Raw genomic sequence first — 23,458 nt, forward strand, 5'->3', positions numbered from 1 at the left:
TTTACTTAGCCTTGCGGTTTTACGACCATCACATTGATTGGAGAATATTCCACAACCTTACTCGCGACAGAGCCAAGCATTACTTTATTGATTTTAGAGCGCTTGTGGCTTGGCATAATGATGAGATCAGCGCCTAAACGTTCTGCATAATCAAGAATGGTCGCGTAGGCCTTGCCTTCAGCAACATGCACTTGGTAAACCACATCTTCAGCAATATGCTCATTAGCGAAAGTTTTTAGTTGCTGCTTCACGTCTTGCTTCATTTTGGCCGCAGCATCTTTCGGAAAGTATGTGGCAACCATCGACATGTGAATACCAGGTAGTACAGTCAGAAGATGGATTTGAGCATTTGCTTGCTTTGCCTGCCAAACCGCTAGTTCAACCGCTCGGTCTGAAAAGCCTTGGTCATTTAGATCAACCGGAACAAGAATTTGTTTGTACATTCAATGTCTCTCATTAAGGCCCCTTTATCCTCGGGGCCAAATCGGTTATGCGCTCAATTGTTCCTTACGAGCACGACGTTTTTGGTTCATTGCAAGCACCAGCAAAATCATTAAGCATGGTACAAACACCCACTCTTTCATTGGACGGTCTGCATCCAGGATAACCCACTTGATTTCCCAATCAAAGTCGATACCTGCGGACTCTGCTGGACTACCAAATTCAACCATATCGACAATCATTTTGTTGTCACTTTCGGTCAGCATCAGACCCATAGATGAAATACGTGCGTCTGCTGTTGTCGCACTGTCTTCGAATGGAAGACGAACCGTTTTCTCAATGTAGTCGCCCTCAAGGTTTTCACCGGCAACACGTAACTCCAATGATTCTCCTACATTTAGTGTTTCCGTGATTTGAGCTACCTCAACGCCAGGAGAAAGAACTTTCGCTGGGTACAGCATGTCCCACCAAAAACCTGGACGGAAAAACGAAAACGTCAGTACTAATAATAGGACTGTTTCCCACCACTTGTTACGCGTGAACCACCACCCTTGAGTTGCCGCAGAGAAAATCAGCATTGCAATGATCGATGAGATGACCGTGAGTGCCAAATGCCACCAAGAGTCGATCCCCATTAACAATAACTGGGTATTGAACACAAACATGAACGGCAAAATAGCGGTTCGAATATCGTAAGTAAAACCTTGGATACCGGTACGAATTGGATCTGATTTCGCAATTGCGGCTGCTGCAAAAGCTGCAAGACCTACAGGTGGGGTATCGTCGGCCAAAATACCAAAGTAGAAAACGAACAAGTGCACCGCTATCAACGGAATAATCAAGCCATGCGCCGCGCCGAGCGTAACAATAACCGGCGCCATTAGCGTAGAGACCACGATGTAGTTCGCCGTTGTTGGCAGACCCATCCCCAGAACCAAGCTAATGATGGCGGTAAACAGCAGCATAAGAATGATGCTGCCACCAGAGATAAACTCGACGAAGTCGGTCATCACTAGGCCGATACCCGTTAGTGTAACAACACCAACAACGGTGCCCGCTGCCGCGGTTGCAACGCCGATACCAATCATATTGCGCGCACCAGAAACTAAGCTCTCGGCAAGATCGACAAAGCCATCTTTGGTTTGCTGAAGCATGTCACCTTGCTTTGACAGCAGTGCAATCAACGGACGTTGAGTAAGCAAAATGAAAATCATGAATACCGTTGCCCAGAATGCCGAAAGGCCAGGTGAGAAACGTTCGACAGTCAAACACCAAACTAATACGACGATAGGGAGTAGGTAGTGCAAGCCTGACTTAACGGTTGGGCCAGGATCAGGTACTTCTGTTAATTCTGCATCAATCTCAATTGCGCCATCTTGCACGTGATTTGCTGAGACTTTCACCAACCCAACGTACGCGATTAATAGTGCGACGGTAACAATTGGTGTCGCGGCATCACCAAAGACGTCTTTTGTCCAACCCACTCCGTAGTAAACCAATGCGCTGATCACACACAATCCTAAGATTGTGCCAGTAAAGGACAGCAGACTTTGTACTAGTGTTGGGTTGTGGCGACGAGGAAGGCCCGTCATGCCTGCTTTACATGCTTCAAGGTGAACAATGTAAATTAAAGCAATATAAGAGATTAGCGCTGGAAGTAGGGCAGCTTTAATCACCTCAACGTAGGAGATACCGACGTATTCCACCATCAAAAATGCTGCTGCACCCATGATTGGCGGTGTTAACTGACCATTGGTTGAAGCCGCTACCTCTACCGCACCCGCTTTTGTGCCGGGAAAGCCAACACGCTTCATCAGTGGAATGGTAAAGGTGCCAGTTGTTACTACGTTTGCGATTGAAGAACCAGAAACCAGACCAGATAAACCTGATGCAACAACGGCCGCTTTAGCTGGACCACCTTTCATATGGCCAAGCAACGAGAAGGCAACTTTAATGAAGTAAGCACCAGCACCAGCGCGTTCCAGCATTGCTCCAAACAATACAAACAAGAAGACAAAAGAGGTAGAAACACCTAGCGCAACCCCAAATACGCCTTCTGTTGTTAGCCACAAGTGAGACATGGCCTTGTTCAAGCTTGCCCCTTTGTGCGCGATAACGTCAGGCATGTAAGGGCCTGCAAAGGTGTAAGTAAGGAAAACAGCAGCCACGACCATTAATGGTGGACCAAGAGCTCGGCGTGTTGCTTCTAAAAGGAGGATCATACCGATAACAGCAACAACGATATCAACCGTTGTCGGTGCGCCTGAGCGTCCTGCTAGCTCGGTATAAAAAAGGTATATATAGGCTGCTGAAAAGCTGCCAGCCAACGCGAGTATCCAATCAACAAGAGGGATATGATCGCGAGGAGAATTCTTCATCGCTGGATAAGCAGTGAAAGCCAAAAAGATCGCGAAAGTAAGGTGGATAGATCGCGCTTCCGTGTCGTTCAGTACGCCAAAATTGAAAATAAATGGTAACGGGGATGCGTACCATAATTGAAATAGTGACCAACACAGAGGAACAAACCAAAGGATTCGTCCTTGCATTCCCGAAGGGCTACGTGCACCTGTGTCTGCCTGAGCCACCATTTCTTGCACATCTTGTGACGGAGCTTGATTCGTCGCCATGTACTTTTTCCTTATTATTGATGGTCCTGTCTGATTTTTATCGAGAACCACACTTCGCCTCTATCAGTGTAGTGAATGGAGCGAAGTTTGCTTTCGAGTATTTTGCTGCCTGAACTCAAAGTGTTGATTGTTGGATACTCTGTTAGGCGGCGTTTAAGTTTTCTTGGGTATGAGCTCGCAGTTTTCAGAAGAAAACTGGCGAATGAAGCATACAGTTAGAACGTGCTACAACCTGTATGCTCAAACAGGCAGAAAATATTCTTTCCTGCCTGTATGTAGAGTCTGAGGTAATTACTTAATTAGACCCATTTCTTTGTAGTATTTTTCTGCACCTGGGTGAAGAGGAATAGAAAGACCAGCTTTCACCATGTCTTCTTTCTTCAAGTTTGCGAATGCAGGGTGTAGACGTTTGAAGGTATCAAAGTTTTCAAACACAGCTTTTGCCACGTTGTAAGCGACATCGTCTGAAACATCAGAGGTCGTTACCATTGTTGCTGCAACACCAAAGCTGTTTACGTCTTTGTCTGTACCGCGGTACATACCAGCCGGTACTGAGCTAAAGGCGTAGTATGGGTTGTCGGCAACAATTTTATCGATTTTAGGGCCTGTTGCTGAAACTAGCTTCGCATCACATGATGTGGTTGCTTCTTTGATTGAACCGTTCGGGTGGCCGACCATGTAAATGAAGGCGTCAATTTTGTTATCACAAAGTGCCTGAGAGCGTTCAGAGCCTTTTAGCTCAGACGCCAATTTGAAGCTGTCGTTTGTCCAACCCATCGCTTCCATGACAACGCCCATCGTTGCACGGTCACCAGAGCCTGGGTTACCGATGTTTACTCGCTTACCTTTCAGGTCTTCAACATTTTCAATACCTGAATCTGCACGCGCAATGATGTTGAAAGGTTCTGTATGAAGAGAGAACATTGCGCGTAGCTTCTTGTACGGGCCTTGTTCTTCAAACTTGCTCGTACCGTTGTAGCCGTGGTACTGCCAATCCGATTGCACGATACCAAAATCTAATTCGCCTGCACGGATAGTGTTAACGTTGTAAATTGAGCCACCAGTTGATTCTACTGAACAACGGATGTTGTGGTCTTTACGACCTTTATTTACCAACTTACAGATAGCACCACCAGTTGGGTAGTAAACACCAGTCACAGAGCCAGTACCGATGGTAATAAACTCTTGAGCGTTAACTGCGCCTGCGCCCATTACGGCTGCAGCGATAGCGCCTACTTTGAGAAGTTTGTTAAATGCCATGAATTTCCCTTCCTTATATTCATTATTTACCCGGAAATAACCATAAATCACTTCTGGAGTTTCCTATTTGGAAACGGCACCTTTTTCAATCCAATCGTTTGAAAAAGCGAGCGAATCATAACAAAAATTTGGCAGAAAATTATCCAATTGTTAAATGTTATAGTTGATAAGTCTGAATTTTGTATCAGGGGATAGGATTCAATTTGTGATTTAATTCTTTTTATAACAATTACTTAATTGACGTTTAGTGACTGAAATGAAAAAGATCAATTGCGTGATGTTAATCACAAAATGGGCGGTTAAATAATGAGCGGAGTAAGCAAAAAATTTACATAAATTATGGGCTACAAAATGAGACTTCTTTTATAACCCACAATGAGTTAGCTGATTGAAGCTTTATAGAACTTAACCAGTATATTCGAACAGCTCGCACACTGATTTGAAGAGTTGCTCAGTCGTAATTGCCATGGTTGGCGTAATGAAAATGGTATCGTCACCTGCGACAACGCCAAGAATACCTTCGGATTTACCGAGTGAATCAAGCAAGCGAGCAATCAACTGTGCTGCACCTGGGCCGGTGTGAATTACCACTAACGCTGCATTACGATCGATGTCTAGTACCAGTTCACGCAGAGAGCTGCTGACTGTTGGGACACCTAGCTCAGCAGGAAGACAGTAAACCATTTCCATTTTTGCATTGCGCGTACGGACGGCGCCAAATTTAGTCAGCATACGTGAGACTTTAGATTGGTTGATACTCTCAAACCCTTGCTGTTTGAGTGCGTCAACAATCTCGCCCTGTGAGCCAAAGCTTTCTTCTTTTAACAGGGCTTTAAAGGCGCGAACTAAGTTGTCTTGTTTTTCTGAATTGCGCATAGTCATTACAAATCTCTTATTACGGGTCAGCAATTTTGCATATTCTCGCATATATATTCAGGCGGTGCCAAAGAGTCCCAGGATTATGTTAGATGCGTCACTGTAAACTATATACCACATAGAATTCTTTAGCGCGCTGAAGTAGGGCTGTATCTGTTTTCTTGAATTCCTTGTCATTTCAACAGAATAAAAGAATAATCCAAGCCCCATTTGTAGCACGGTAACAGCGAGTTGCGCGAGGTCGCAAAGCTAGCGTTAATTGATTGTAATCAAGTTGTGATTCCGATAGCTTTATTTAAGTTGGTTACAAACTACCCTACGAATACGTTTATAAGAGAAATACTCTCAAGGAGAACTACATGAAAGTAGCCGTTATTGGTGCCGCTGGTGGCATCGGTCAAGCCCTGGCCCTTCTACTTAAGAACCGTCTTCCTGCTGGTTCTGATCTAGCCCTATATGATATTGCTCCAGTAACTCCTGGTGTGGCCGCTGATCTTAGCCACATCCCTACGCCAGTTTCTATCAAAGGTTACGCTGGTGAAGATCCTACTCCAGCACTAGAAGGCGCGGATGTTGTGCTAATTTCTGCTGGTGTTGCGCGTAAGCCAGGTATGGATCGTGCGGATCTATTTAATGTAAACGCTGGTATCGTTAAATCGCTAGCGGAGAAGATTGCGGTTGTTTGTCCGAAAGCTTGTGTTGGTATCATCACAAACCCTGTAAATACAACAGTGCCAATTGCTGCTGAAGTTCTTAAAAAAGCGGGTGTTTATGATAAGCGTCGTCTATTTGGTGTAACAACGTTGGATGTTATCCGTTCAGAAACGTTTGTTGCTGAGCTTAAAGACAAAGATCCAGGTGACGTTCGCGTGCCAGTTATTGGTGGTCACTCTGGCGTAACGATCTTACCTCTACTGTCTCAAGTAGAAGGTGTTGAGTTTACAGCTGAAGAAGTAGAAGCATTAACGAAACGTATTCAAAATGCAGGTACTGAAGTTGTAGAAGCTAAAGCGGGTGGTGGTAGTGCAACACTATCAATGGGCCAAGCTGCATGTCGCTTTGGTCTGTCTCTGGTTCGTGCTCTTCAAGGTGAAGAAGGCGTAGTTGAGTGCGCTTACGTTGAAGGCGACGGCGAACACGCGACTTACTTCGCGCAACCTGTGAAACTGGGTAAAGAAGGCGTTGAAGAAGTACTAAGCTACGGCAAACTCAGCGATTACGAAAAGTCTGCATTAGACGGTATGCTAGAAACACTAAATGGCGACATCAACATTGGTGTTGAATTCGCAAAGTAATCTAGAAAGCCTATATAAGAAGAAAGCCGATCATTTTGATCGGCTTTTTTGATCCTTGATTTCTCAACTTCGTAAAAATGGTCGAATAAAACCACGTAGTGAAGGAGAAGATGATGGAAGCGAGTCGAATCCGTAAAGGCATGGTTGTTGAGTGCCAACAAGGCGTCGGTACGATATTAGTGGTCGATCATGAAGCAGAGACAGTATTATTGTCCAAACAAGGGACTGAACAGCAGCTCGCCGTTAGCTTTGATGAAATAGAAGATGATCCACAACTGCATGGCGGTAGTGACAGATATTACTAGCGCCTCGGGGCGTCGTCATTAGGTATCAAACGTAAAAAAGGAAGAGCATGCTCTTCCTTTTAGCTATAAGCCTTGCGTTATGGGTAGCTATTGATTACTTCGTGCGTTGTACAGCGACATGAGCCAGAGTAACAAGCGCTTGTTTGTATTCAGACTCTGGCAACACTGATAGTTCTGCGATTGCTTTGTCTGCTTCTTCTAGAGCTTTTTGCGTTGTGTATTCCAGAGAGCCTGCTTCTTTCATGACCGCAAGAATTTCTTCTAAGCGATCCATGCCATTCGCTTTCTCAATCGCTTCACGAATCATGATGGCGTTTTCTGGTGTGGTATTACGCATAGCATGGAGTAGAGGTAAAGTTGGCTTGCCTTCGGCCAAGTCATCACCCACATTTTTACCCATGTCTTCGCCATCAGAAGTGTAATCCATGACGTCATCAATGAGCTGAAACGCAGTGCCTAGATACTTACCGTAATTTTGCATTGCGATTTCCACATGCTCAGGAGCATCATTTAAGATTGCACCGATTTGAGTTGCGGATTCAAATAAGCGCGCAGTCTTAGAGTAGATGACTTGCATGTAGCTTTCTTCTGTCGTGTCAGGGTCGTTACAGTTCATCAACTGCTGTACTTCACCTTCGGCGATCACGTTTACGGCATTGCTCATTAGTTTAAGGATCTTCATGGATCCTAGTTCCGTCATCATCTGAAATGAGCGTGTATAGATAAAGTCCCCAACTAATACGCTAGCCGCATTGCCAAATGCTGCATTCGCAGTGGCTTTACCACGGCGCATGTCTGATTCATCTACCACGTCATCATGCAGCAAAGTCGCTGTATGGATGAACTCAATAAACGCAGCTGCCATTGTATGACCATTGCCTTGGTAACCAAGTGCACGGGCTGACAGTATCGCTAAAAGCGGTCTTAGACGTTTGCCTCCACCACTCACGATATAAAAACCGAGCTGGTTGATTAAAGAGACATCAGAATTAAGTTGGGCTTGAATTGTTTCATTCACTTTTGCCATGTCATCGGCAGTAAGCGCTTGGATAGTTTTAAAATCCATCGTATATCCGGCTGAAGTTAGACCCTGCAAGGCTTATTCGATTTATATAATTGTCGAATAATACACTAAAAAACGTTGATTAATACATTACTAAAGGGCATGATTGCCGCACTTTTCTTTGGCGATTAGCTTTTCGCCAATTTTTTCAAAATATGGCTTGTCATAGGAGCATCTATTCTGTAGAATCTGCGCCCTATTGATGATTAGTTTAGCGCACACCCTCAAGAAAGGCTGTGCGGAAAAAGCGGAGTAAAATATGTACGCTGTTTTCCAATCTGGTGGTAAACAACACCGTGTAAGCGAAGGTCAAACTCTTCGTTTAGAGAAATTAGACGTTGAAACTGGTGCAACTGTAGAATTTGATAAAGTTCTTCTTGTTGCTAACGGCGAAGACATCAAAGTTGGTGCTCCTCTTGTAGAGGGCGGCAAAATTGTTGCTGAAGTTGTACAACACGGTCGTGGCGATAAAGTTAAAATCGTTAAGTTCCGTCGTCGTAAGCACTCTCGTAAGCAACAGGGTCACCGTCAGTGGTTCACTGAAGTGAAGATCACTGGTATCAACGCTTAATCTATTAGGAGAGTTTAACAATGGCACACAAAAAAGCTGGTGGTTCTACTCGTAACGGCCGCGATTCAGAAAGCAAACGTCTAGGTGTTAAGCGTTTCGGTGGTGAATCTGTACTTGCAGGTAACATCATCGTTCGTCAACGTGGTACTAAGTTCCACGCTGGTAACAACGTAGGTATCGGTAAAGACCACACTCTATTCGCTCTTACTGAAGGTAAAGTGAAGTTCGAAGTGAAAGGTCCTAAGAACCGTAAGTTTGTAAGCATCGAAGCTGAGTAATTAGGTTTTTAACCAAATTATTTAATAGCTTTAAGCTGAATTCAAAAGCCCTGCCGAATCGGCGGGGTTTTTTATTTGTGGCAGTCGACATATCGAAGTTTCTCGCTAAGATCCTAAGCGATTTGAATCTGGGAGCTTAGATCTGTCATCTGCTAAAATTGTCGGATGACATAGTAAGATTTAATCCACGCACGAAGTAGTCGGAGTAAAAGATGAAGTTCGTAGATGAAGCGGTAGTAAAAGTTCAGGCTGGTGATGGCGGTAGTGGCGTTGTCAGTTTCTGGCGTGAAAAATTCATCACTAAAGGTGGCCCTGATGGCGGTGATGGCGGTGACGGTGGTGATGTTTATATCCAAGCCGATGAAAACCTAAATACTCTGATTGATTACCGTTTCCAGCGCTTCTACGAAGCTGAGCGTGGTGAAAACGGTCGCGGTGGTAACTGTACAGGTAAGCGTGGTAAAGACATCGTTCTTCGTGTACCTGTGGGTACGCGCGCTGTGGATATCCACACAAATGAAATCGTGGCGGAAGTTGCTGAACACGGTAAGAAAGTGATGATCGCAAAAGGCGGTTGGCACGGTCTAGGTAACACGCGTTTCAAATCTTCAGTAAACCGCGCGCCTCGTCAGAGAACATTGGGTACAAAGGGTGAAGTACGCGAAATTCGCCTTGAGCTATTGCTTCTTGCTGATGTGGGTATGCTTGGTCTACCTAATGCTGGTAAATCAACCTTTATCCGCGCAGTATCAGCAGCAAAACCGAAAGTCGCTGATTACCCATTCACGACTTTGATCCCAAGCTTGGGTGTCGTAAGTGTCGTACCAGAGAAAAGTTTTGTTGTTGCAGACATCCCTGGTTTGATCGAGGGTGCAGCAGATGGCGCTGGCCTTGGTATTCGATTCTTGAAGCACTTAGAGCGTTGTCGAGTGTTGCTGCACATGATCGATATTATGCCAATTGATCAGTCCGATCCGGTGCAAAATGCATTGACGATCATTGATGAACTAGAACAATACAGCGAAAAACTGGCAAGTAAGCCGCGCTGGTTAGTGTTCAACAAAGTTGATCTAATGCCTGAAGAAGAAGCGAATGAGAAGATCCAAGAAATCTTAGACGCACTAGGTTGGGAAGACGAGTACTTTAAGATCTCGGCGATCAATCGTAACGGTACTAAAGAGCTTTGTTACAAACTGGCTGACTTTATGGATAACCTACCTCGCGAAGAGGAAGAAGTGGCTGAAGAAGATAAAGTTAACTTCATGTGGGATGATTACCATAAAGATGCGATGGCGGGTAAAGACGTTATCACTGAAGATGACGACGACGATTGGGATGACTGGGACGATGAAGAAGATGACGGTCACGTTGTCTACGTTCGTGACTAATCAGAACGGTCAAACAATGCCTGTTTGCCTATAATTCATTAAGCCGCAATTATCTATTGCGGCTTTTTTTGTATCTAAATCATATTTAGGTGATGTGATTTACGGCACAATAACCGATACGTCGTGTTTTTTGAGGGTTAGTTTGGCCCTCGCGCGTATGAATGAGTAACACCCTAAAAGGAATTAGACTTATTTATGACTCTAGAAACCATACCGCCTAGAGAGTTGGCGGTATCTACTCAACGATCGATTTCTCGTCTTGTCGCCCAAGCCGGACAAATGCTACTTGCTCATGGTGCTGAAAGTACTCTTGTGAGCGATATTATGCGTCGTATTGGCCTTGCTTGTGGGGTGAATGAAGTTGCGGTAGCACTATCAGCTAATGCATTGGTTGTGACGACGGTAATGGATGGGCATTGCATCACCACCACCCGAAGCTGCGCTGATCGTGGCATCAATATGCGCGTTATTACGCAAATTCAACGAATCTGTATCATGATGGAACGTGGTTTGCTCGATTCAACCATGGCGCAGAAAAAGCTGAACGCTATCAGTCCAGAGCGTTATAACCGCTGGTTGGTGGTGTTTATGATTGGCTTGTCTTGTGCGGCATTCAGTCATCTAGCTGGTGGTGATTGGGGAGTCTTCATCATGACCTTTTTAGCTTCAGCTGGTGGCATGATCGTTCGCCAAGAAATTGGTCATCGTCATTTCAACCCTCTATTGAACTTTGCTGCGACCGCTTTTGTGACTACCTTAATTTCAGCACAGGCGGAAATTTACCAAATCGGTAATCTACCTACCGTAGCAATGGCATCGTCGGTATTAATGCTTGTACCTGGTTTCCCACTCATTAACTCTGTCGCAGATATGTTGAAAGGCCACATTAATATGGGCATTGCTCGATTTGTGATGGCTAGTTTACTAACGTTGGCGACATGTTTGGGGATCGTTGCTGCGATGAGTGTAACTGGAATTTGGGGGTGGGCTATCTAATGAGTTTATTTGATTTGATGTTTGGCCTGTTGAATGACATGTTTTTTGCGGCGATTCCCGCCGTAGGATTTGCATTGGTTTTTAACGTACCACAAAGAGCTTTAGTGTATTGCGCTGTTGGTGGCGCGATTGGTCATGGTAGCCGCTACTTGATGATGCAGTTTGGCATTCCTATTGAGTGGGCAACCTTTTTTGCTGCGACGTTAGTTGGGATGATTGGTGTGTACTGGTCTCACTGTTTTCTCGCGCATCCAAAAGTGTTTACTGTGGCTGCTTTGATCCCGATGGTGCCGGGTGTGTTTGCGTACAAAGCAATGATCGCTATGGTAGAAATCAATCATGTTGGCTACTCACCCGAGCTTGTCGCAACCTGTATGGAAAACTTTCTTAAGGCCATGTTTATTATTGCAGGTTTAGCAGTTGGTCTTGCGGTTCCTGGGTTACTTTTTTATCGAAGAAGACCAATTGTTTAGGCGATCGTTTGTTCTAAAGTGTTATTTAGGTATAATTTGCGCTCAAATTTCTTCAAGGTAAAGTATTTCTATGATTAGCATGATTGCGGCAATGGCACATAACGGTGCTATTGATAAAGAAAAGCCAATGATCATCGGTAACAATAACTCAATGCCTTGGCACCTTCCTGCAGACTTTGCTTGGTTCAAAGAACATACACTAGGTAAGCCTGTGGTCATGGGGCGTAAGACTTTTGAGTCAATTGGTAAAGCTCTACCAAATAGACTCAATATAGTCATTACCAGAGACCGATCTTATGCAGCAGAAGACGTAATAGTAGTGAGCTCTACTTTAGAGGCTCTAGAAGCTGCCAAAGGTCATAATGAGGTTATGATTATCGGCGGTGGTAGTATCTATGAAGCATTTCTTGATAAAGCTGATAAGTTGTATCTAACTTTTATTGATGCTGATGTTGAGGGAGATACTCAATTTCCTCAATGGGATGATGAATTCCAAGAAACGTACACTAGAGAATATCAAGCTGATGAGAAAAACGCTTATAACATGCGTTTTACGATTTTAGAAAAATAATCAAATTGAGCCGAATAAGAAAAGCACCGCAAATGCGGTGCTTTTTGTTTTCTAGTCCGGCAATCAGAGCCGTTAACTGAGTGCATCCTGAGTAAAAATTTTCTTATCTTCCCAACGGATCATGGTCAGGCTTCCGCCCCAAACGCAGCCAGTATCTAGCCCGATGACTTCGTTGTTCATATAACCTTGCAGTGCAGCCCAGTGCCCAAAGAGCACCGCTTTGTTTAAGTGGATACGTTTAGGCACCTCAAACCATGGAATAAGTTCGTTACCGGAAACTTGTTGCGGTGGCAATTTACAATCCATATCCAAACGACCATCAGGGAAACAAAAGCGCATCCGCGTAAAAGCATTGATAATATAACGGTATCGGTCCAAACCCTGTAGAGAGTCATCCCAGGAATCAGGTTGATTGCTGTACATGTTTTTTAATAGCCAAGGCAGCTCTTCACTTTGGATGATGCGCTCAACTTCACGGGCACACTTTCTCGCTGTTTTTAGATTCCACTGCGGTGATATGCCAGCGTGACACATCACGAACTCGTCATGCTCGGCCATTAGAGGTTGCTGAGCTAGCCATGTCAGTAGTTCCTCTTTGTCAGGGGCCGTGAAAATAGGTGCGGTTCTATCTTTGTCTTTGACCTTTTTTATCCCGTGAGCCACTGCAAGAAGGTGAAGGTCGTGATTACCAAGCACGACGATTGCGCTTGCGCCAAGTGACTTCACAAAGCGTAACGTTTCTAGTGATTTAGGCCCTCTGGCGACCAAATCACCAGCAAGCCAAAGTTGGTCTTTTTTCGCAGAGAAAGATACTTTTTCTAGTAGTCGCTGCAATTCATCAAAACAGCCTTGGATGTCACCAACAATATAGGTAGCCACTGAATCTCCAATTTACTAATTTAAAACATTTGGAACAGCCAAGCGAAATGGTTCGATTTCGGTGATGAACTCTTGCCCTTTCTCATCCAGCATTTTGTAGTGTCCTTGCATAACGCCGACAGGGGTTTCTAACGCGGTTCCGCTACTGTACGTGTATTCATCATTGCTTGGAATAAAGGGCTGCTGGCCTACAACTCCGTCACCTTCAACCGTCATTTGCTTGCCGTTCGAGTCTGTGATTAGCCAGCGGCGGCTCACTAACTGTACGGTTTGCTGGCTAAGGTTTTTGATGGTGATGATATAAGCGAAAACGTAGCGTTGTAGCTCTGGGTTGGACTGTTCTTCGATGTATTTGGTGTGAACTTGAATTTTGATGCAAGGTTGAATGACGTCCATGTGCACTCCTCAGAAACGTAATATCCCAATAATAATAAGCCAAACCTACAAGGGTTTGGCTCATTGTTTGAGTTCTTAGTGCTGCGGGTTATCCGCAAGCCAGTTCGCCATTGCGACGAATTGTTCTAGCGTCAGGTTCTCTGGACGCATGCTTGGATTAACACCTAGCTCTTCTAGTACTTCTGTGCTTAACAACGATTTGTAGCAGTTACGAACGGTTTTACGACGTTGGTTAAAGCCTTCACGACAAACGCGATCGAGCAAACGCAGATCTTTTGCCGGGCATGGCAGCTCTTCGTAAGGCACTAAACGAACAACGGCAGAATCCACTTTCGGTGGTGGAACGAATGCCGTTGGCGGTACTTCCAGTACCGGTACCACTTTACAGTAGTACTGAGCCATTACCGTTAAACGGCCGTAAGCTTTGCTGCCAGGGCCGGCGGCTAAGCGGTTTACCACTTCTTTTTGCAGCATAAAGTGCATGTCTTGAATGTCTTTATGGAACTCAAAAAGGTGGAACATCAATGGTGTAGAGATGTTGTATGGCAAGTTACCAAAAATGCGCAGCTTGTTGTTTGGCTTCACTAGTTGAGTGAAGTCAAAACGCATAGCGTCACCCTCATGGATGGTCAACTTATCTGCCAGTTCAGGGTGAGTACGTAGGCGTTCCGCCAGATCGCGGTCTAATTCGATAACTGTGAACTTATCTACTTCACGACCTACCGGCTCAGTGATTGCACCAAGACCAGGACCGATTTCAACCAGGTTTTGACCTGGTTTTGGGTTAATCGCTGATACGATCCCATCAATAATGTATGGATCGTTCAGGAAGTTTTGACCAAAACGTTTACGCGCTTTGTGTCCTAAATGGACATCATTTCTCATTGTTTCTTCTCTACCAAATCTATCGCATGCGTGAGCGCTGTTCGGAAACTCCCTGTATCCGCTTGACCTGTCCCTGCCAGATCTAATGCAGTACCGTGGTCCACCGATGTTCTAATAAAAGGTAGACCAAGAGTAATGTTTACTGAACGACCAAAGCCTTTGTATTTTAATACTGGCAATACTTGATCATGGTACATGCCTAAAACAGCATCAGCATCATTTAAATATTTTTCATTGAAAATGGTATCAGCCGGCAGAGGGCCGATCAGGTTGATACCTTTTTCTTGTCGAATTTTTTCCAGTGTTGGAGTGATGGTTTCGATCTCTTCACGACCTAAGCAGCCATCTTCGCCAGCATGAGGGTTAAGCCCGCAAACGTAGATGTTTGGTTGTGCGATAGCAAACTTTTCTACAAGGTCTTTATGAAGAATATCGATGATTTTTTCTAATCGCTCTTCGGTGACAGCTTTGGACACATAAGCTAAAGGAATATGTGTTGTAACCAGCGCCACGCGTAGTCCTTCCGTTGCTAGCATCATTACAACTAGCGGCGTTTGTGACTTCTCGGCGAAAAATTCAGTATGACCACTGAATGCAACACCTGCGCGATTAATCACCCCCTTATGAACAGGGCCGGTGACAATAGCATCAAATTCATCATTCATACAGCCTAAAGCCGCTCTTTCTAGCGTTTTTAGTACATAGTGGCCATTCGCTTCATTGAGCTCACCTGCGACCGCAGGTTCCGATATTTGGATATGGTCAACGATAAGCGTGCCCGCTTTTTGTGCTTTAGGTGCTTCTTCTGGATTGTAATCAGACAGTTGGACTTCGATGCCAAGCTGCTTGGCTCGCTCCGTCAGCATATTCTTATCGGCACAGACGACAATTTGGTGCGCCCAATCTTCTTTCGATAGGGCAAGCACTAAGTCTGGGCCGATACCCGCAGGTTCCCCTGCGGTTACGACAATTCTACGAATTGTATTAGTTGTCATTGTTGTCATCCACGATTTCAACAAACGCACTTGCGCGTAGCTCTTGCATCCATGCGCCCGCTTCTTCATTAAATTTACGGTTAAATAGAATGCGGTAAGCTTTATTCTTCATCGCTGAGTCAGTACGGTCAACTTGGCGACGATCCAACACTTCAACGATATGCCAGCCGTGAACGGTTTTGAACGGTTCGCTGATTGAGCCAACTGGCAGAGTTTCTACTTGGTGCTTGAATTCTGGCACGTAAAGATCTGGTGTTTGATAACCTAGTTCACCGTCTTGTGCTGCCGAGCCAGGATCTTGACTGTATTGTGTTGCCAATTGAGCGAACGTTGCTTCACCGGCTTTGATGCGGCGTACAAATTCATTCAGTTGCTTCTTCGCCCCTTCGTCGCTCAGAATCACGGTTGGTTTAATCAAAATATGACGCGCATTTACTTCCGTTACCGCAACCGTTTCTAGGCCTTTGACATCCTCTATTTTTAGGATGTGGAAACCAACGCCACTACGGAATGGACCAATAATGCTGCCTTTGTTTTGCATCTTGATCTGATCAGCAAAGATGGTTGGCATCTCTTCTTTACGCATCCAGCCCCAATCACCACCTTGTAAAGCTTTAGGACCTTTAGAGTAGGTGTAGGCCATCTCCGTAAAATCTGCACCTTCGTTTAGCTTTTTCGCGAGCGCTTTAGCTTCTGCTTCTACAGCAGATTTTTCTTTATCGTCAGAGAAGCGCAGTTGAATGTGTCCAATTTTGTATTGAACAGTCGCATTGGTTTCTTGTGATAGTTGCTCAGCAAGGCTATCTACCTCTGCTGGAAGGATATTAATACGGCGACGAACCAGTGCATTGCGGGCTTCTGATGCGGCGATTTCCTTACGAATTTGTTCGCGGAATTCTGGGTAACTTAAACCTTCACTTTCTACAGAAGCGGCGAGTTGTTCTACTGTTTGCTCATTATTACGTGCGATCTCTGCAATCGCTTGGTTTAAACGGTTGTCGTCAATACGCACACCAATACGGTCTGCTTCTTGGCCTTGCAACGTGTCAATAATAAGTTTTTCAACAACTTGTTCTTTTAATACGCTGGTAGAAGGTAAGCTCTTTCCACTTTGACGTGCGTTGGCTTGCAGCGTTTTCATCGCTGTTTCGATGTCGCTTTGTAGAACTACACCGTCGTTCACGATGACCGCAACCTTATCGATCTCTACTGGTGCTGCAACCGCTCCGCAAGAGAGTAGGGTCGTGAATAAGATTGATTTCCAAATTTTCATTTAAAATTCCGTCAGTATTTTTGAATAGGCGTCTTATTCATTTAAGACGCCTATTTTGATTAATTGTTCAGATAGAATGGGCGGCCGTACTTAATCGCGTTGTCAGAACCATCCAGTTCTTTGACAGCAGTGTCTTCACGCTGGTTGGTCGCAAAGCCTTGAATACCGAAGTTAACGCTGAAGTTATTTTCGTATTCAGGTGATGCCCCGGTGCTGCCGATAGCTTGGTCTTCCCAACCAAGCAATTGGTTTGAGTAAGTGACGCCAATGTACCAACAGTCAGATTGGTAACGTAGGCTCGCTAACCATTCTAGGTCCGCATTTTCATTGAGGTCGTAGTAGTATTGACCACTCGCAGACCAGTTCGGGTTGAACTCGTAGGCCGCTACAATACCTGCTTGAGAAATACCTTTACGAGTAATTGTGTCTAGGTTTTCGAGAATGATCGTATCTTCGATGTATTCACGCGTAACGTAGCGATAGTTACCCTGAATAAAGCCGCCGTTGAATTGGTATTCCAAGGTACTGTTTGCCAACTGCATGGAGCTCAAATCAATATCGTATTGAATTCCACCGTGATAGAACAAGTAATCGTTGTAGTTGAAATCAGCTTCAATTGCCCATGATGAGTAATTGGTTGTCTCATCCGGAAGATTTGGGCTGTTGCTCAGTTTGGTCTTTTTATCGAAGTAGTAAATCTGACCAAATGAAACGTTAAGACGCTCTTTATAGTCATCATCAAAGAAGCGAGTACTCGCACCGTAGCTTAACTGGTTCGCCGAGGCGATTTTATCAATGCCACTGTACTTACGACTGCGGAATAGCCCGTAGTAGTCGGTTTGTAGCAAGGTGGTATCGTAGTTGTAGATGTTGGTTTGATCTTCTTCAGGTACGTACAAGTACTGCAGCTGAGGCTCCAGTGTTTGTGTGTAGCCCTTGATCCAGCTTGTATCTCGCTCTAAGTAAAGTTGCGCATGCGTACGGAACTCAGGAATAACACGAGAAACTTCATCATCCAACTGGTTTTGCAAGTTTACATCTGTCAAACCCGTTAAGTCTTGAGAGTAATACGTAGAGAGCACACGCGCTTCTGTTGTCCACGTTGCCCATGAGTTTGAGAGTGGTAATGTAAGCCCTGGTTCAATGTGAACACGGGTCGCATTTGGTCGCGCAGCATCGCTCGTATCGAAGCGGCTGACTTGGCTCTTCACGTCAAAGTTAAGGTAATCTCCCCACAACGGCGTGTAGTAGTTCAAGTCTAACTGAGGAAGCAGGCGATAAGGGCGGTTCTCTTCTTTCAATAAGATTTGGAAGTCACGAACGGTTAACGAGGCATCCCAGAAGTCAGAACGATATTGTACTTGTCCTTCTTGAACCAGTTGACCATCTTCACGGTTACCAATGTCGGAGTCGAGATCGAGGAAGTAATCAATATCACTCACTTTTGAGTAATCGACTTTGACTATCCACTGTTTATTGATGATACCGTCGTGTTTAACTTGGTAGCCCCAACGAGACTCGTCCTGATATTTGCGATCACTATTGAGGTATTCGCCTTTGATTTCCCCATTTCCCCAACCATCTGTTAGGTAGCGGAAATCAGTATCGAGTTTTGTACCACGTTGCTGCATATAGAGCGTGGTGAGTGTCATGTCATATTGAGGCGCGATGTTCCAATAGAATGGCACCTCGACTTCCATACCATCACTAGAACCGTACGATAAAGAAGGGAAGAGGAAACCCGTTTTACGCGTATCTCCAATTGGCATGGTTAGATACGGCACATAGAAAACAGGCACATCTAACACTTCAAATCGAGGGTGGTGCAGCGTCGCTGTCTCTTCATCTTGGTCAACATCGATGCCTGACGCAACCAATCGCCATGAATTATCGCCTTGAGGGCACGATGTGATAGAGCCGTCTTCGAGTTCATAAACCGACTGACCTGTGCGAGCGATATAGGCTGCAGTGCCTCGGCCTTGTTGGCAAAGGAACTGATAATCGGTGTTCTCAAGTGAAAACGTATCTTGATTAATGTCGTTAGTAACACGATCAGATCGAGCTTTGACTTGGCCGTCATTGAAAGTCACGTTGCCTTCGGCAACCACGACGTTGTCTTGTTGGTGCAGCGTTACGCTATCTGCGGTAATTTTCTTCTGGCCTTGGGTGACTTGTACATTACCTGAGTACTGAGCTTTGTCACCATTGATGGCTTGCAGGGTGTCAGCTTCTACCACTACTGGGGTATTAAGAGCGTCCTCCTCGCCACTTGTATCGACCAAACATTGATCTGTGGCGGGCATTTCCTGCACACTATCATGGATATTCGCTTCAGCTTGAGTGGTGGGTACAAACAAGGCGGTGCTGATAGAGGCCGCTAAAAATGTGCGGGAGAAATGTTGCATTGAATTGAACTTTCCTGTGTCACTACTACTCGATGGCTATAGGGCTTGTTGTACCCTAGCGTAATAGCCAAATGAATCAACTATAGTCGCATTTATCCCAGCGTATTGATTCACTGTGGCATAATGACGACAAAATAGCTGCAAAGATAAGCAGGCGAAATGGCCTAGCCGAAATAAAACTAATTCCATTATCATAAAGGAAATCGTTGCATCCGGCACTATAAGACCGCCGTCGTCGATAAAAATTCATTGATAGAGAACACATAATGCATATTTTTGGCAAAATTCTGGGTGCCTTTTTTGGCTTGTTACTTGGCGGGCCGCTAGGTTTACTCTTTGGCTTATTTATTGGCCATCAATTCGATAAAGCACGTCGCTTGAGTCAAGCCGGGTTCTCTACTGGCGGCTTTGGAAAAGGGCCAAGTCAAGCTCAGCGCCAAGAAGAGTTTTTTAAAGCGGCGTTTGCGGTAATGGGACATGTGGCAAAAGCGAAAGGCCAAGTCACCAAAGAGGAAATCCAACTGGCTTCTGCCATGATGGACCGCATGAATTTGCATGGCGAACAGCGTCGCGCAGCGCAAGACGCGTTTCGTGAAGGTAAAGACAGCGACTTTCCGTTAGAAGATGTTCTTGTTCGTGTGAAAATTTCGACAGCTGGTCGCTTTGACTTGTTGCAATTTTTCTTAGAGCTGCAAATCTCGGCGGCCTTTGCAGATGGCTCGATCCACCCGAGTGAACGAAATGTACTACACAAGATTGCACGTGGTTTGGGTTTCTCTTCTGAGCAATTAGAGCGTCGTTTGCAAATGCAAGAAGCCGCATTTCGTTTCCAAAGCCAGGGCGGTTTTCATGGTCAGCATCAAGGCCAATCTTCAGGTGGTAGCTGGCAACAAGCTTCACAAGCGGATCAGTTGGCCGACGCGTACAAAATTCTGGATGTGTCTTCAGATGCAGACAGTAAAACCGTTAAGCGTGCTTATCGTAAACTAATGAACGAGCATCACCCAGATAAATTGATGGCAAAAGGTTTGCCACCAGAGATGATGAACGTTGCGAAAGAGAAATCTCAAGAGATTCAAAACGCTTACGATCTGATTAAGAAAGTCAAAGGCTTTAAGTAGTCGGACGTTTTCTATCAAACATTTGGATGTAAAAAAGGGCACTCAGTGCCCTTTTTTTTTCATGTCTTAGTCTTTGAGTTGCCGGTGTCTTTAGCTTTTGGCCTATTATGTCCCTAATGCTAATTGACCTCACATCCCCCAGTTTAGTTGGCTTGATTCAAGTCCCAATCGTATTCGTATTTCACTTTGCCAGAGAAGTTTTTGTATTGCGGTGCGTACTTTGCGATGTGTTTGAAGATTTGTTTTTCTCCACCAAAGTCCGTTGCAAACCAATCATAAATAGAAGACAGCTGTGCCGTGTTACCTTGGATAGATACGCCTTTGCTGCTGTTGATAAATGTTTTGGCGGCACTATCCAGTAGAGCTTGCGTGTTGTCAGCAGTGAATGCTTGAGCTTGTAGGTTAGGGCATCCCAAACTTGCACAATTTACGGCGTAATGCGTTCTTGGGTCATTCCAAATTGGACGCAAAATTCGATGTTCAATATCGTTTAAAGTTAGATCCTTCCCGTTGACCACGACCACATCGTCTCCCCAAGGACCAAAGCTAAATAAACCACCTAGCTTGGTGATTGATTCGACTGGATAGTTATCCAAAATAAGATCTACCGTGATGGCGTTGTAAAGATTTACCCAATAGGCATATTGCTCTGCTTGGCTGTATTGTAGAGGGTCTAGTTTTGCCAAACGCTGGATGTATTGTTTCAGCTTGGTTTTATCGACAGAGGAGACTTGGCTGTAACGAAACAAGGTATTCTCGCCTTGTTCAACTAAATAAGTATCGAGTAGTTGTTGCCATTCTTGATGAGAAATTTGGGTTTGGTTGGCTTGATTCGATTGTTTCCAATATGGCCATAAGTCGGATTTTGGAGCGGAAAATGTCGAGAAAGAAACCAGAGCACACAACAGCAATAACAGACGCTTCATAGAGATACCTTTGAATGAGATATTGTTGATAGTGTAGACCAGTTTAGTGCTTGTTTTCTTTCAGTAATCAGTGGTCTTTATTCGCCGTCATTCTGAGGAGCATAAGCGATATCAGGAATCTAATACCCACAAACTCTTGAGTAAAGACAGTATGAATCTGCACAGTGCGCTCTGGCAGTAGATCCTGAATTACACTCCTTCGTCGCTGCTCAGGATGACGAATTTCAACAGAGGCGTTCGGTATTCTGTAAGCAAAGCGATATGAGAACAGTTACCCAAAACATTAAAAGGGCCGACAATTGCCAGCCCTTGATTTGTGTATTTACTAACGCGTCTTAACGCAAGAAGCTTGGAATATTCGCTTCGTACTCGGCAATCTTATCTTCGTGCTGAAGGGTTAGACCAATGTTGTCCAAACCGTTTAGCAAGCAATGACGACGGAACGAATCGATTTCAAAGCTGTACTCTTTGCCGTTGGCGCGAACCACATTCGCTTCTAGGTCTACTTCCACTTCTGCGCCTTCATTCGCCTCAACAAAATGGAAGATTTCATCCACTTCTTGCTCAGTCAAGCGAACTGGTACCATTTGGTTGTTGATCGAGTTGCCGTAAAAAATATCGGCAAAGCTTGGTGCGATCATCGCTTTGATGCCGTAATCCGCTAGTGCCCACGGTGCGTGCTCACGAGATGAGCCACAGCCGAAGTTCTCACGAGCCAGCAAGATAGACGCGCCTTGGTAGCGAGGTGCGTTCATCACGAACTCTGGATTTGGCTGTTCGCCAGCATCGTCTAGGAAGCGCCAGTCATGGAATAGGTGCTTACCAAACCCTAGGCGGGAGACCTTTTGTAGGAACTGCTTTGGAATGATGGCATCAGTATCAACGTTCGCTGCATCTAGAGGAACAACTAAGCCTGTGTGTTGTTTAAAGCCTGACATTGGTTTGCTCCTTAGTCTAGTTCACGAATATCTACAAAGTGACCAGCAATTGCTGCCGCCGCTGCCATCGCAGGGCTCACTAGGTGGGTACGGCCATCACGACCTTGGCGGCCTTCAAAGTTACGGTTTGAAGTAGACGCACAACGTTCATGTGGACCCAAACGGTCATTGTTCATTGCTAGACACATCGAGCAACCTGGCAGGCGCCACTCAAAGCCCGCTTCTTTAAAGATAACGTCCAAGCCTTCCGCTTCTGCTTGCGCTTTTACTTGCTCAGAGCCAGGAACGATTAGCGCTTGAACGTGAGGCGCGACTTTGCGACCTTTCGCTACTTCAGCGGCTGCGCGCATGTCTTCGATACGTGAGTTAGTACAAGAACCAACGAAGACTTTATCGACGTTGTAATCAGACAATGACTTGCCTGCCTCTAGGCCCATGTAAGCCAATGCTTTTTCTGCCGATGCTTTTTCTACTGGGTCGGCAAAGCTTTCTGGTGCTGGGATAGGTTGATCTACTGCGATCACTTGGCCTGGGTTAGTACCCCAAGTGACTTGTGGTTTGATATCCGCTGCGTTTAGTGTCACGACTGCATCAAACTGAGCATCATCGTCCGTTTTTAATGTCTTCCAGTACTCTACTGCTGCATCAAAATCCGCACCTTGAGGTGAGAATTTACGGCCTTTGATGTATTCGAACGTGGTTTCATCTGGTGCAATCAAACCGGCTTTCGCTCCTAGCTCAATCGCCATGTTACATACGGTCATGCGGCCTTCCATTGAAAGGTCTGTGATCGCTTCACCGCAGAATTCAACTACGTAACCTGTACCGCCAGCAGCTGTGGTTTCACCGATGATGGCTAGCACGATATCTTTAGCCGTGATACCCGGAGCCACTTTGCCTTTTACTTCGATCTTCATCGTTTTAGCGCGCGCTTGTTTTAGCGTTTGAGTTGCTAATACGTGCTCAACTTCAGATGTACCAATACCAAAAGCGAGAGAACCGAACGCACCGTGTGTAGCCGTGTGCGAGTCACCACAAACAATGGTCATTCCCGGTAGGGTAATACCAAGCTCTGGGCCCATAACGTGCACAATACCTTGGTATTTGTGGTTAATGTCGTAAAGCGTAACGCCAAATTCTTCACAGTTTTTCGATAGCGTTTCCATCTGGATACGTGCCATCTCACCGGATGCGTTGATGTCTTTGGTTGTTGTGGAGACGTTGTGGTCCATGGTGGCAAAAGTTTTGCTGACCTGACGCACTTTGCGACCTTTTTCACGCAAGCCGTCAAATGCTTGCGGAGACGTCACTTCATGTACCAAGTGACGGTCGATGTACAAGATTGGGTTTTCCCCTTCTGCTGCGACGGCAACGTGTGCGTCGTAGACTTTTTCGTATAATGTTTTGCCCATTGTTTGCTTCCTTTCCTCGTTATCCTTGTTGCTTTGTTTTAGCACCAATGACTTAGAGGTAAGTCATTGGTGGATAGAGGATTT

Annotated in this window: 23 protein-coding genes; 9 read left to right on the forward strand and 14 right to left on the reverse strand. The window is 45.2% G+C overall.

Annotated features, from left to right (window positions below):
* Positions 1 to 5: 5 nt before the first annotated feature.
* The 4 genes from R7Q41_RS10170 to argR form a co-directional block, all read right to left on the reverse strand.
* Complete coding sequence (locus R7Q41_RS10170) at positions 6 to 443, reverse strand: universal stress protein (protein ID WP_005379654.1); 438 nt, start codon at positions 441 to 443, stop codon at positions 6 to 8.
* A gap of 45 nt (positions 444 to 488) precedes the next feature.
* On the reverse strand, positions 489 to 3,068 hold the full coding sequence (locus tag R7Q41_RS10175; protein WP_262602493.1) for a TRAP transporter permease: 2,580 nt from the start codon (positions 3,066 to 3,068) through the stop codon (positions 489 to 491).
* Positions 3,069 to 3,359: 291 nt separating this feature from the next.
* Complete coding sequence (locus tag R7Q41_RS10180; RefSeq protein WP_005379657.1) at positions 3,360 to 4,328, reverse strand: TAXI family TRAP transporter solute-binding subunit; 969 nt, start codon at positions 4,326 to 4,328, stop codon at positions 3,360 to 3,362.
* Between the two features lie 405 nt (positions 4,329 to 4,733).
* Positions 4,734 to 5,204 carry a transcriptional regulator ArgR gene (argR, locus tag R7Q41_RS10185; protein WP_005379659.1) on the reverse strand — a complete coding sequence of 157 codons (471 nt, stop codon included), beginning with the start codon at positions 5,202 to 5,204 and terminating at the stop codon, positions 4,734 to 4,736.
* 359 nt (positions 5,205 to 5,563) lie between these two features.
* Between argR and mdh the strand changes: the two genes are divergently transcribed.
* Positions 5,564 to 6,499 (forward strand): malate dehydrogenase, encoded by a 936-nt coding sequence (mdh, locus tag R7Q41_RS10190; RefSeq protein ID WP_005379660.1) that lies wholly within the window; start codon positions 5,564 to 5,566, stop codon positions 6,497 to 6,499.
* A gap of 113 nt (positions 6,500 to 6,612) precedes the next feature.
* Positions 6,613 to 6,804, forward strand: coding sequence for a hypothetical protein (locus R7Q41_RS10195; protein ID WP_005379661.1), 192 nt, complete (start codon positions 6,613 to 6,615; stop codon positions 6,802 to 6,804).
* Between the two features lie 94 nt (positions 6,805 to 6,898).
* On the opposite strand, the gene ispB is transcribed toward R7Q41_RS10195, so the two are convergent.
* Positions 6,899 to 7,870 (reverse strand): octaprenyl diphosphate synthase, encoded by a 972-nt coding sequence (gene ispB, locus R7Q41_RS10200; protein ID WP_005383097.1) that lies wholly within the window; start codon positions 7,868 to 7,870, stop codon positions 6,899 to 6,901.
* Between the two features lie 256 nt (positions 7,871 to 8,126).
* On the opposite strand from ispB, the gene rplU reads away from it, so the two are divergent.
* The 6 genes from rplU (at position 8,127) to folA (ending at position 12,144) form a co-directional block, all read left to right on the forward strand.
* Positions 8,127 to 8,438: a 50S ribosomal protein L21 gene (gene rplU, locus R7Q41_RS10205; protein WP_005383096.1), complete on the forward strand. Its 312-nt coding sequence runs from the start codon at positions 8,127 to 8,129 to the stop codon at positions 8,436 to 8,438.
* A 20-nt stretch (positions 8,439 to 8,458) separates the two neighbouring features.
* Positions 8,459 to 8,716: a 50S ribosomal protein L27 gene (rpmA, locus tag R7Q41_RS10210; protein ID WP_005383095.1), complete on the forward strand. Its 258-nt coding sequence runs from the start codon at positions 8,459 to 8,461 to the stop codon at positions 8,714 to 8,716.
* 212 nt (positions 8,717 to 8,928) lie between these two features.
* Entirely contained in the window at positions 8,929 to 10,104 is a 1,176-nt protein-coding gene (gene cgtA / locus R7Q41_RS10215; protein WP_005383091.1) for an Obg family GTPase CgtA, read from the forward strand.
* A gap of 195 nt (positions 10,105 to 10,299) precedes the next feature.
* Complete coding sequence (locus tag R7Q41_RS10220) at positions 10,300 to 11,100, forward strand: threonine/serine exporter family protein (protein WP_005379664.1); 801 nt, start codon at positions 10,300 to 10,302, stop codon at positions 11,098 to 11,100.
* The gene (locus tag R7Q41_RS10225; RefSeq protein WP_318108355.1) at positions 11,100 to 11,573 is read left to right on the forward strand and encodes a threonine/serine exporter family protein; all 474 of its coding nucleotides are present in this window, start codon (positions 11,100 to 11,102) and stop codon (positions 11,571 to 11,573) included. The genes R7Q41_RS10220 and R7Q41_RS10225 overlap by 1 nt, the downstream gene beginning before the upstream one ends.
* Before the next feature lie 70 nt (positions 11,574 to 11,643).
* Positions 11,644 to 12,144, forward strand: coding sequence for a type 3 dihydrofolate reductase (gene folA, locus R7Q41_RS10230; RefSeq protein ID WP_017633464.1), 501 nt, complete (start codon positions 11,644 to 11,646; stop codon positions 12,142 to 12,144).
* 72 nt (positions 12,145 to 12,216) lie between these two features.
* Here the strand turns inward: folA and apaH are convergent, their stop codons facing one another.
* The 6 genes from apaH to lptD form a co-directional block, all read right to left on the reverse strand.
* Positions 12,217 to 13,023 carry a bis(5'-nucleosyl)-tetraphosphatase (symmetrical) ApaH gene (gene apaH / locus R7Q41_RS10235; protein WP_169644226.1) on the reverse strand — a complete coding sequence of 269 codons (807 nt, stop codon included), beginning with the start codon at positions 13,021 to 13,023 and terminating at the stop codon, positions 12,217 to 12,219.
* A 15-nt stretch (positions 13,024 to 13,038) separates the two neighbouring features.
* Positions 13,039 to 13,419 carry a Co2+/Mg2+ efflux protein ApaG gene (gene apaG, locus R7Q41_RS10240; RefSeq protein WP_005379668.1) on the reverse strand — a complete coding sequence of 127 codons (381 nt, stop codon included), beginning with the start codon at positions 13,417 to 13,419 and terminating at the stop codon, positions 13,039 to 13,041.
* 75 nt (positions 13,420 to 13,494) lie between these two features.
* Positions 13,495 to 14,304 (reverse strand): 16S rRNA (adenine(1518)-N(6)/adenine(1519)-N(6))-dimethyltransferase RsmA, encoded by an 810-nt coding sequence (rsmA, locus tag R7Q41_RS10245; protein WP_005379669.1) that lies wholly within the window; start codon positions 14,302 to 14,304, stop codon positions 13,495 to 13,497.
* Positions 14,301 to 15,299 (reverse strand): 4-hydroxythreonine-4-phosphate dehydrogenase PdxA, encoded by a 999-nt coding sequence (gene pdxA, locus R7Q41_RS10250; RefSeq protein WP_005383085.1) that lies wholly within the window; start codon positions 15,297 to 15,299, stop codon positions 14,301 to 14,303. Before pdxA ends, rsmA begins: the two co-directional genes overlap by 4 nt.
* Complete coding sequence (surA, locus tag R7Q41_RS10255) at positions 15,289 to 16,572, reverse strand: peptidylprolyl isomerase SurA (protein ID WP_053306855.1); 1,284 nt, start codon at positions 16,570 to 16,572, stop codon at positions 15,289 to 15,291. The genes pdxA and surA overlap by 11 nt, the downstream gene beginning before the upstream one ends.
* Before the next feature lie 59 nt (positions 16,573 to 16,631).
* Positions 16,632 to 18,977, reverse strand: a complete 2,346-nt coding sequence (lptD, locus tag R7Q41_RS10260; protein ID WP_005379673.1) for an LPS assembly protein LptD — start codon at positions 18,975 to 18,977, stop codon at positions 16,632 to 16,634.
* 266 nt (positions 18,978 to 19,243) lie between these two features.
* Between lptD and djlA the strand changes: the two genes are divergently transcribed.
* Positions 19,244 to 20,098, forward strand: a complete 855-nt coding sequence (djlA, locus tag R7Q41_RS10265) for a co-chaperone DjlA (protein ID WP_005383076.1) — start codon at positions 19,244 to 19,246, stop codon at positions 20,096 to 20,098.
* Between the two features lie 143 nt (positions 20,099 to 20,241).
* Here the strand turns inward: djlA and R7Q41_RS10270 are convergent, their stop codons facing one another.
* The 3 genes from R7Q41_RS10270 to leuC form a co-directional block, all read right to left on the reverse strand.
* The gene (locus R7Q41_RS10270; RefSeq protein WP_170893667.1) at positions 20,242 to 21,024 is read right to left on the reverse strand and encodes a DUF547 domain-containing protein; all 783 of its coding nucleotides are present in this window, start codon (positions 21,022 to 21,024) and stop codon (positions 20,242 to 20,244) included.
* A 335-nt stretch (positions 21,025 to 21,359) separates the two neighbouring features.
* On the reverse strand, positions 21,360 to 21,962 hold the full coding sequence (leuD, locus tag R7Q41_RS10275) for a 3-isopropylmalate dehydratase small subunit (RefSeq protein ID WP_042522424.1): 603 nt from the start codon (positions 21,960 to 21,962) through the stop codon (positions 21,360 to 21,362).
* A gap of 11 nt (positions 21,963 to 21,973) precedes the next feature.
* Positions 21,974 to 23,374, reverse strand: a complete 1,401-nt coding sequence (leuC, locus tag R7Q41_RS10280; RefSeq protein WP_005379681.1) for a 3-isopropylmalate dehydratase large subunit — start codon at positions 23,372 to 23,374, stop codon at positions 21,974 to 21,976.
* Between the last annotated feature and the right edge of the window lie 84 nt (positions 23,375 to 23,458).

It is taken from the genome of Vibrio sp. 2096 (assembly GCF_033339595.1).
Classification (GTDB): domain Bacteria; phylum Pseudomonadota; class Gammaproteobacteria; order Enterobacterales; family Vibrionaceae; genus Vibrio; species Vibrio alginolyticus.

Excerpts from the sequence above, each read along its gene's own strand:
- cgtA (WP_005383091.1), top strand. The coding sequence starts at position 8,929 with ATGAAGTTCGTAGATGAAGCGGTAGTAAAAGTTCAGGCTGGTGATGGC.
- rpmA (WP_005383095.1), top strand. The coding sequence starts at position 8,459 with ATGGCACACAAAAAAGCTGGTGGTTCTACTCGTAACGGCCGCGATTCA.
- R7Q41_RS10220 (WP_005379664.1), top strand. The coding sequence starts at position 10,300 with ATGACTCTAGAAACCATACCGCCTAGAGAGTTGGCGGTATCTACTCAA.
- R7Q41_RS10225 (WP_318108355.1), top strand. The coding sequence starts at position 11,100 with ATGAGTTTATTTGATTTGATGTTTGGCCTGTTGAATGACATGTTTTTT.
- leuC (WP_005379681.1), bottom strand. The coding sequence starts at position 23,374 with ATGGGCAAAACATTATACGAAAAAGTCTACGACGCACACGTTGCCGTC.
- R7Q41_RS10175 (WP_262602493.1), bottom strand. The coding sequence starts at position 3,068 with ATGGCGACGAATCAAGCTCCGTCACAAGATGTGCAAGAAATGGTGGCT.
- mdh (WP_005379660.1), top strand. The coding sequence starts at position 5,564 with ATGAAAGTAGCCGTTATTGGTGCCGCTGGTGGCATCGGTCAAGCCCTG.
- djlA (WP_005383076.1), top strand. The coding sequence starts at position 19,244 with ATGCATATTTTTGGCAAAATTCTGGGTGCCTTTTTTGGCTTGTTACTT.
- rsmA (WP_005379669.1), bottom strand. The coding sequence starts at position 14,304 with ATGAGAAATGATGTCCATTTAGGACACAAAGCGCGTAAACGTTTTGGT.
- R7Q41_RS10270 (WP_170893667.1), bottom strand. The coding sequence starts at position 21,024 with ATGAAGCGTCTGTTATTGCTGTTGTGTGCTCTGGTTTCTTTCTCGACA.
- pdxA (WP_005383085.1), bottom strand. The coding sequence starts at position 15,299 with ATGACAACTAATACAATTCGTAGAATTGTCGTAACCGCAGGGGAACCT.
- R7Q41_RS10180 (WP_005379657.1), bottom strand. The coding sequence starts at position 4,328 with ATGGCATTTAACAAACTTCTCAAAGTAGGCGCTATCGCTGCAGCCGTA.
- R7Q41_RS10170 (WP_005379654.1), bottom strand. The coding sequence starts at position 443 with ATGTACAAACAAATTCTTGTTCCGGTTGATCTAAATGACCAAGGCTTT.
- rplU (WP_005383096.1), top strand. The coding sequence starts at position 8,127 with ATGTACGCTGTTTTCCAATCTGGTGGTAAACAACACCGTGTAAGCGAA.
- leuD (WP_042522424.1), bottom strand. The coding sequence starts at position 21,962 with ATGTCAGGCTTTAAACAACACACAGGCTTAGTTGTTCCTCTAGATGCA.
- folA (WP_017633464.1), top strand. The coding sequence starts at position 11,644 with ATGATTAGCATGATTGCGGCAATGGCACATAACGGTGCTATTGATAAA.
- R7Q41_RS10195 (WP_005379661.1), top strand. The coding sequence starts at position 6,613 with ATGGAAGCGAGTCGAATCCGTAAAGGCATGGTTGTTGAGTGCCAACAA.
- apaG (WP_005379668.1), bottom strand. The coding sequence starts at position 13,419 with ATGGACGTCATTCAACCTTGCATCAAAATTCAAGTTCACACCAAATAC.
- surA (WP_053306855.1), bottom strand. The coding sequence starts at position 16,572 with ATGAAAATTTGGAAATCAATCTTATTCACGACCCTACTCTCTTGCGGA.
- lptD (WP_005379673.1), bottom strand. The coding sequence starts at position 18,977 with ATGCAACATTTCTCCCGCACATTTTTAGCGGCCTCTATCAGCACCGCC.
- argR (WP_005379659.1), bottom strand. The coding sequence starts at position 5,204 with ATGCGCAATTCAGAAAAACAAGACAACTTAGTTCGCGCCTTTAAAGCC.
- ispB (WP_005383097.1), bottom strand. The coding sequence starts at position 7,870 with ATGGATTTTAAAACTATCCAAGCGCTTACTGCCGATGACATGGCAAAA.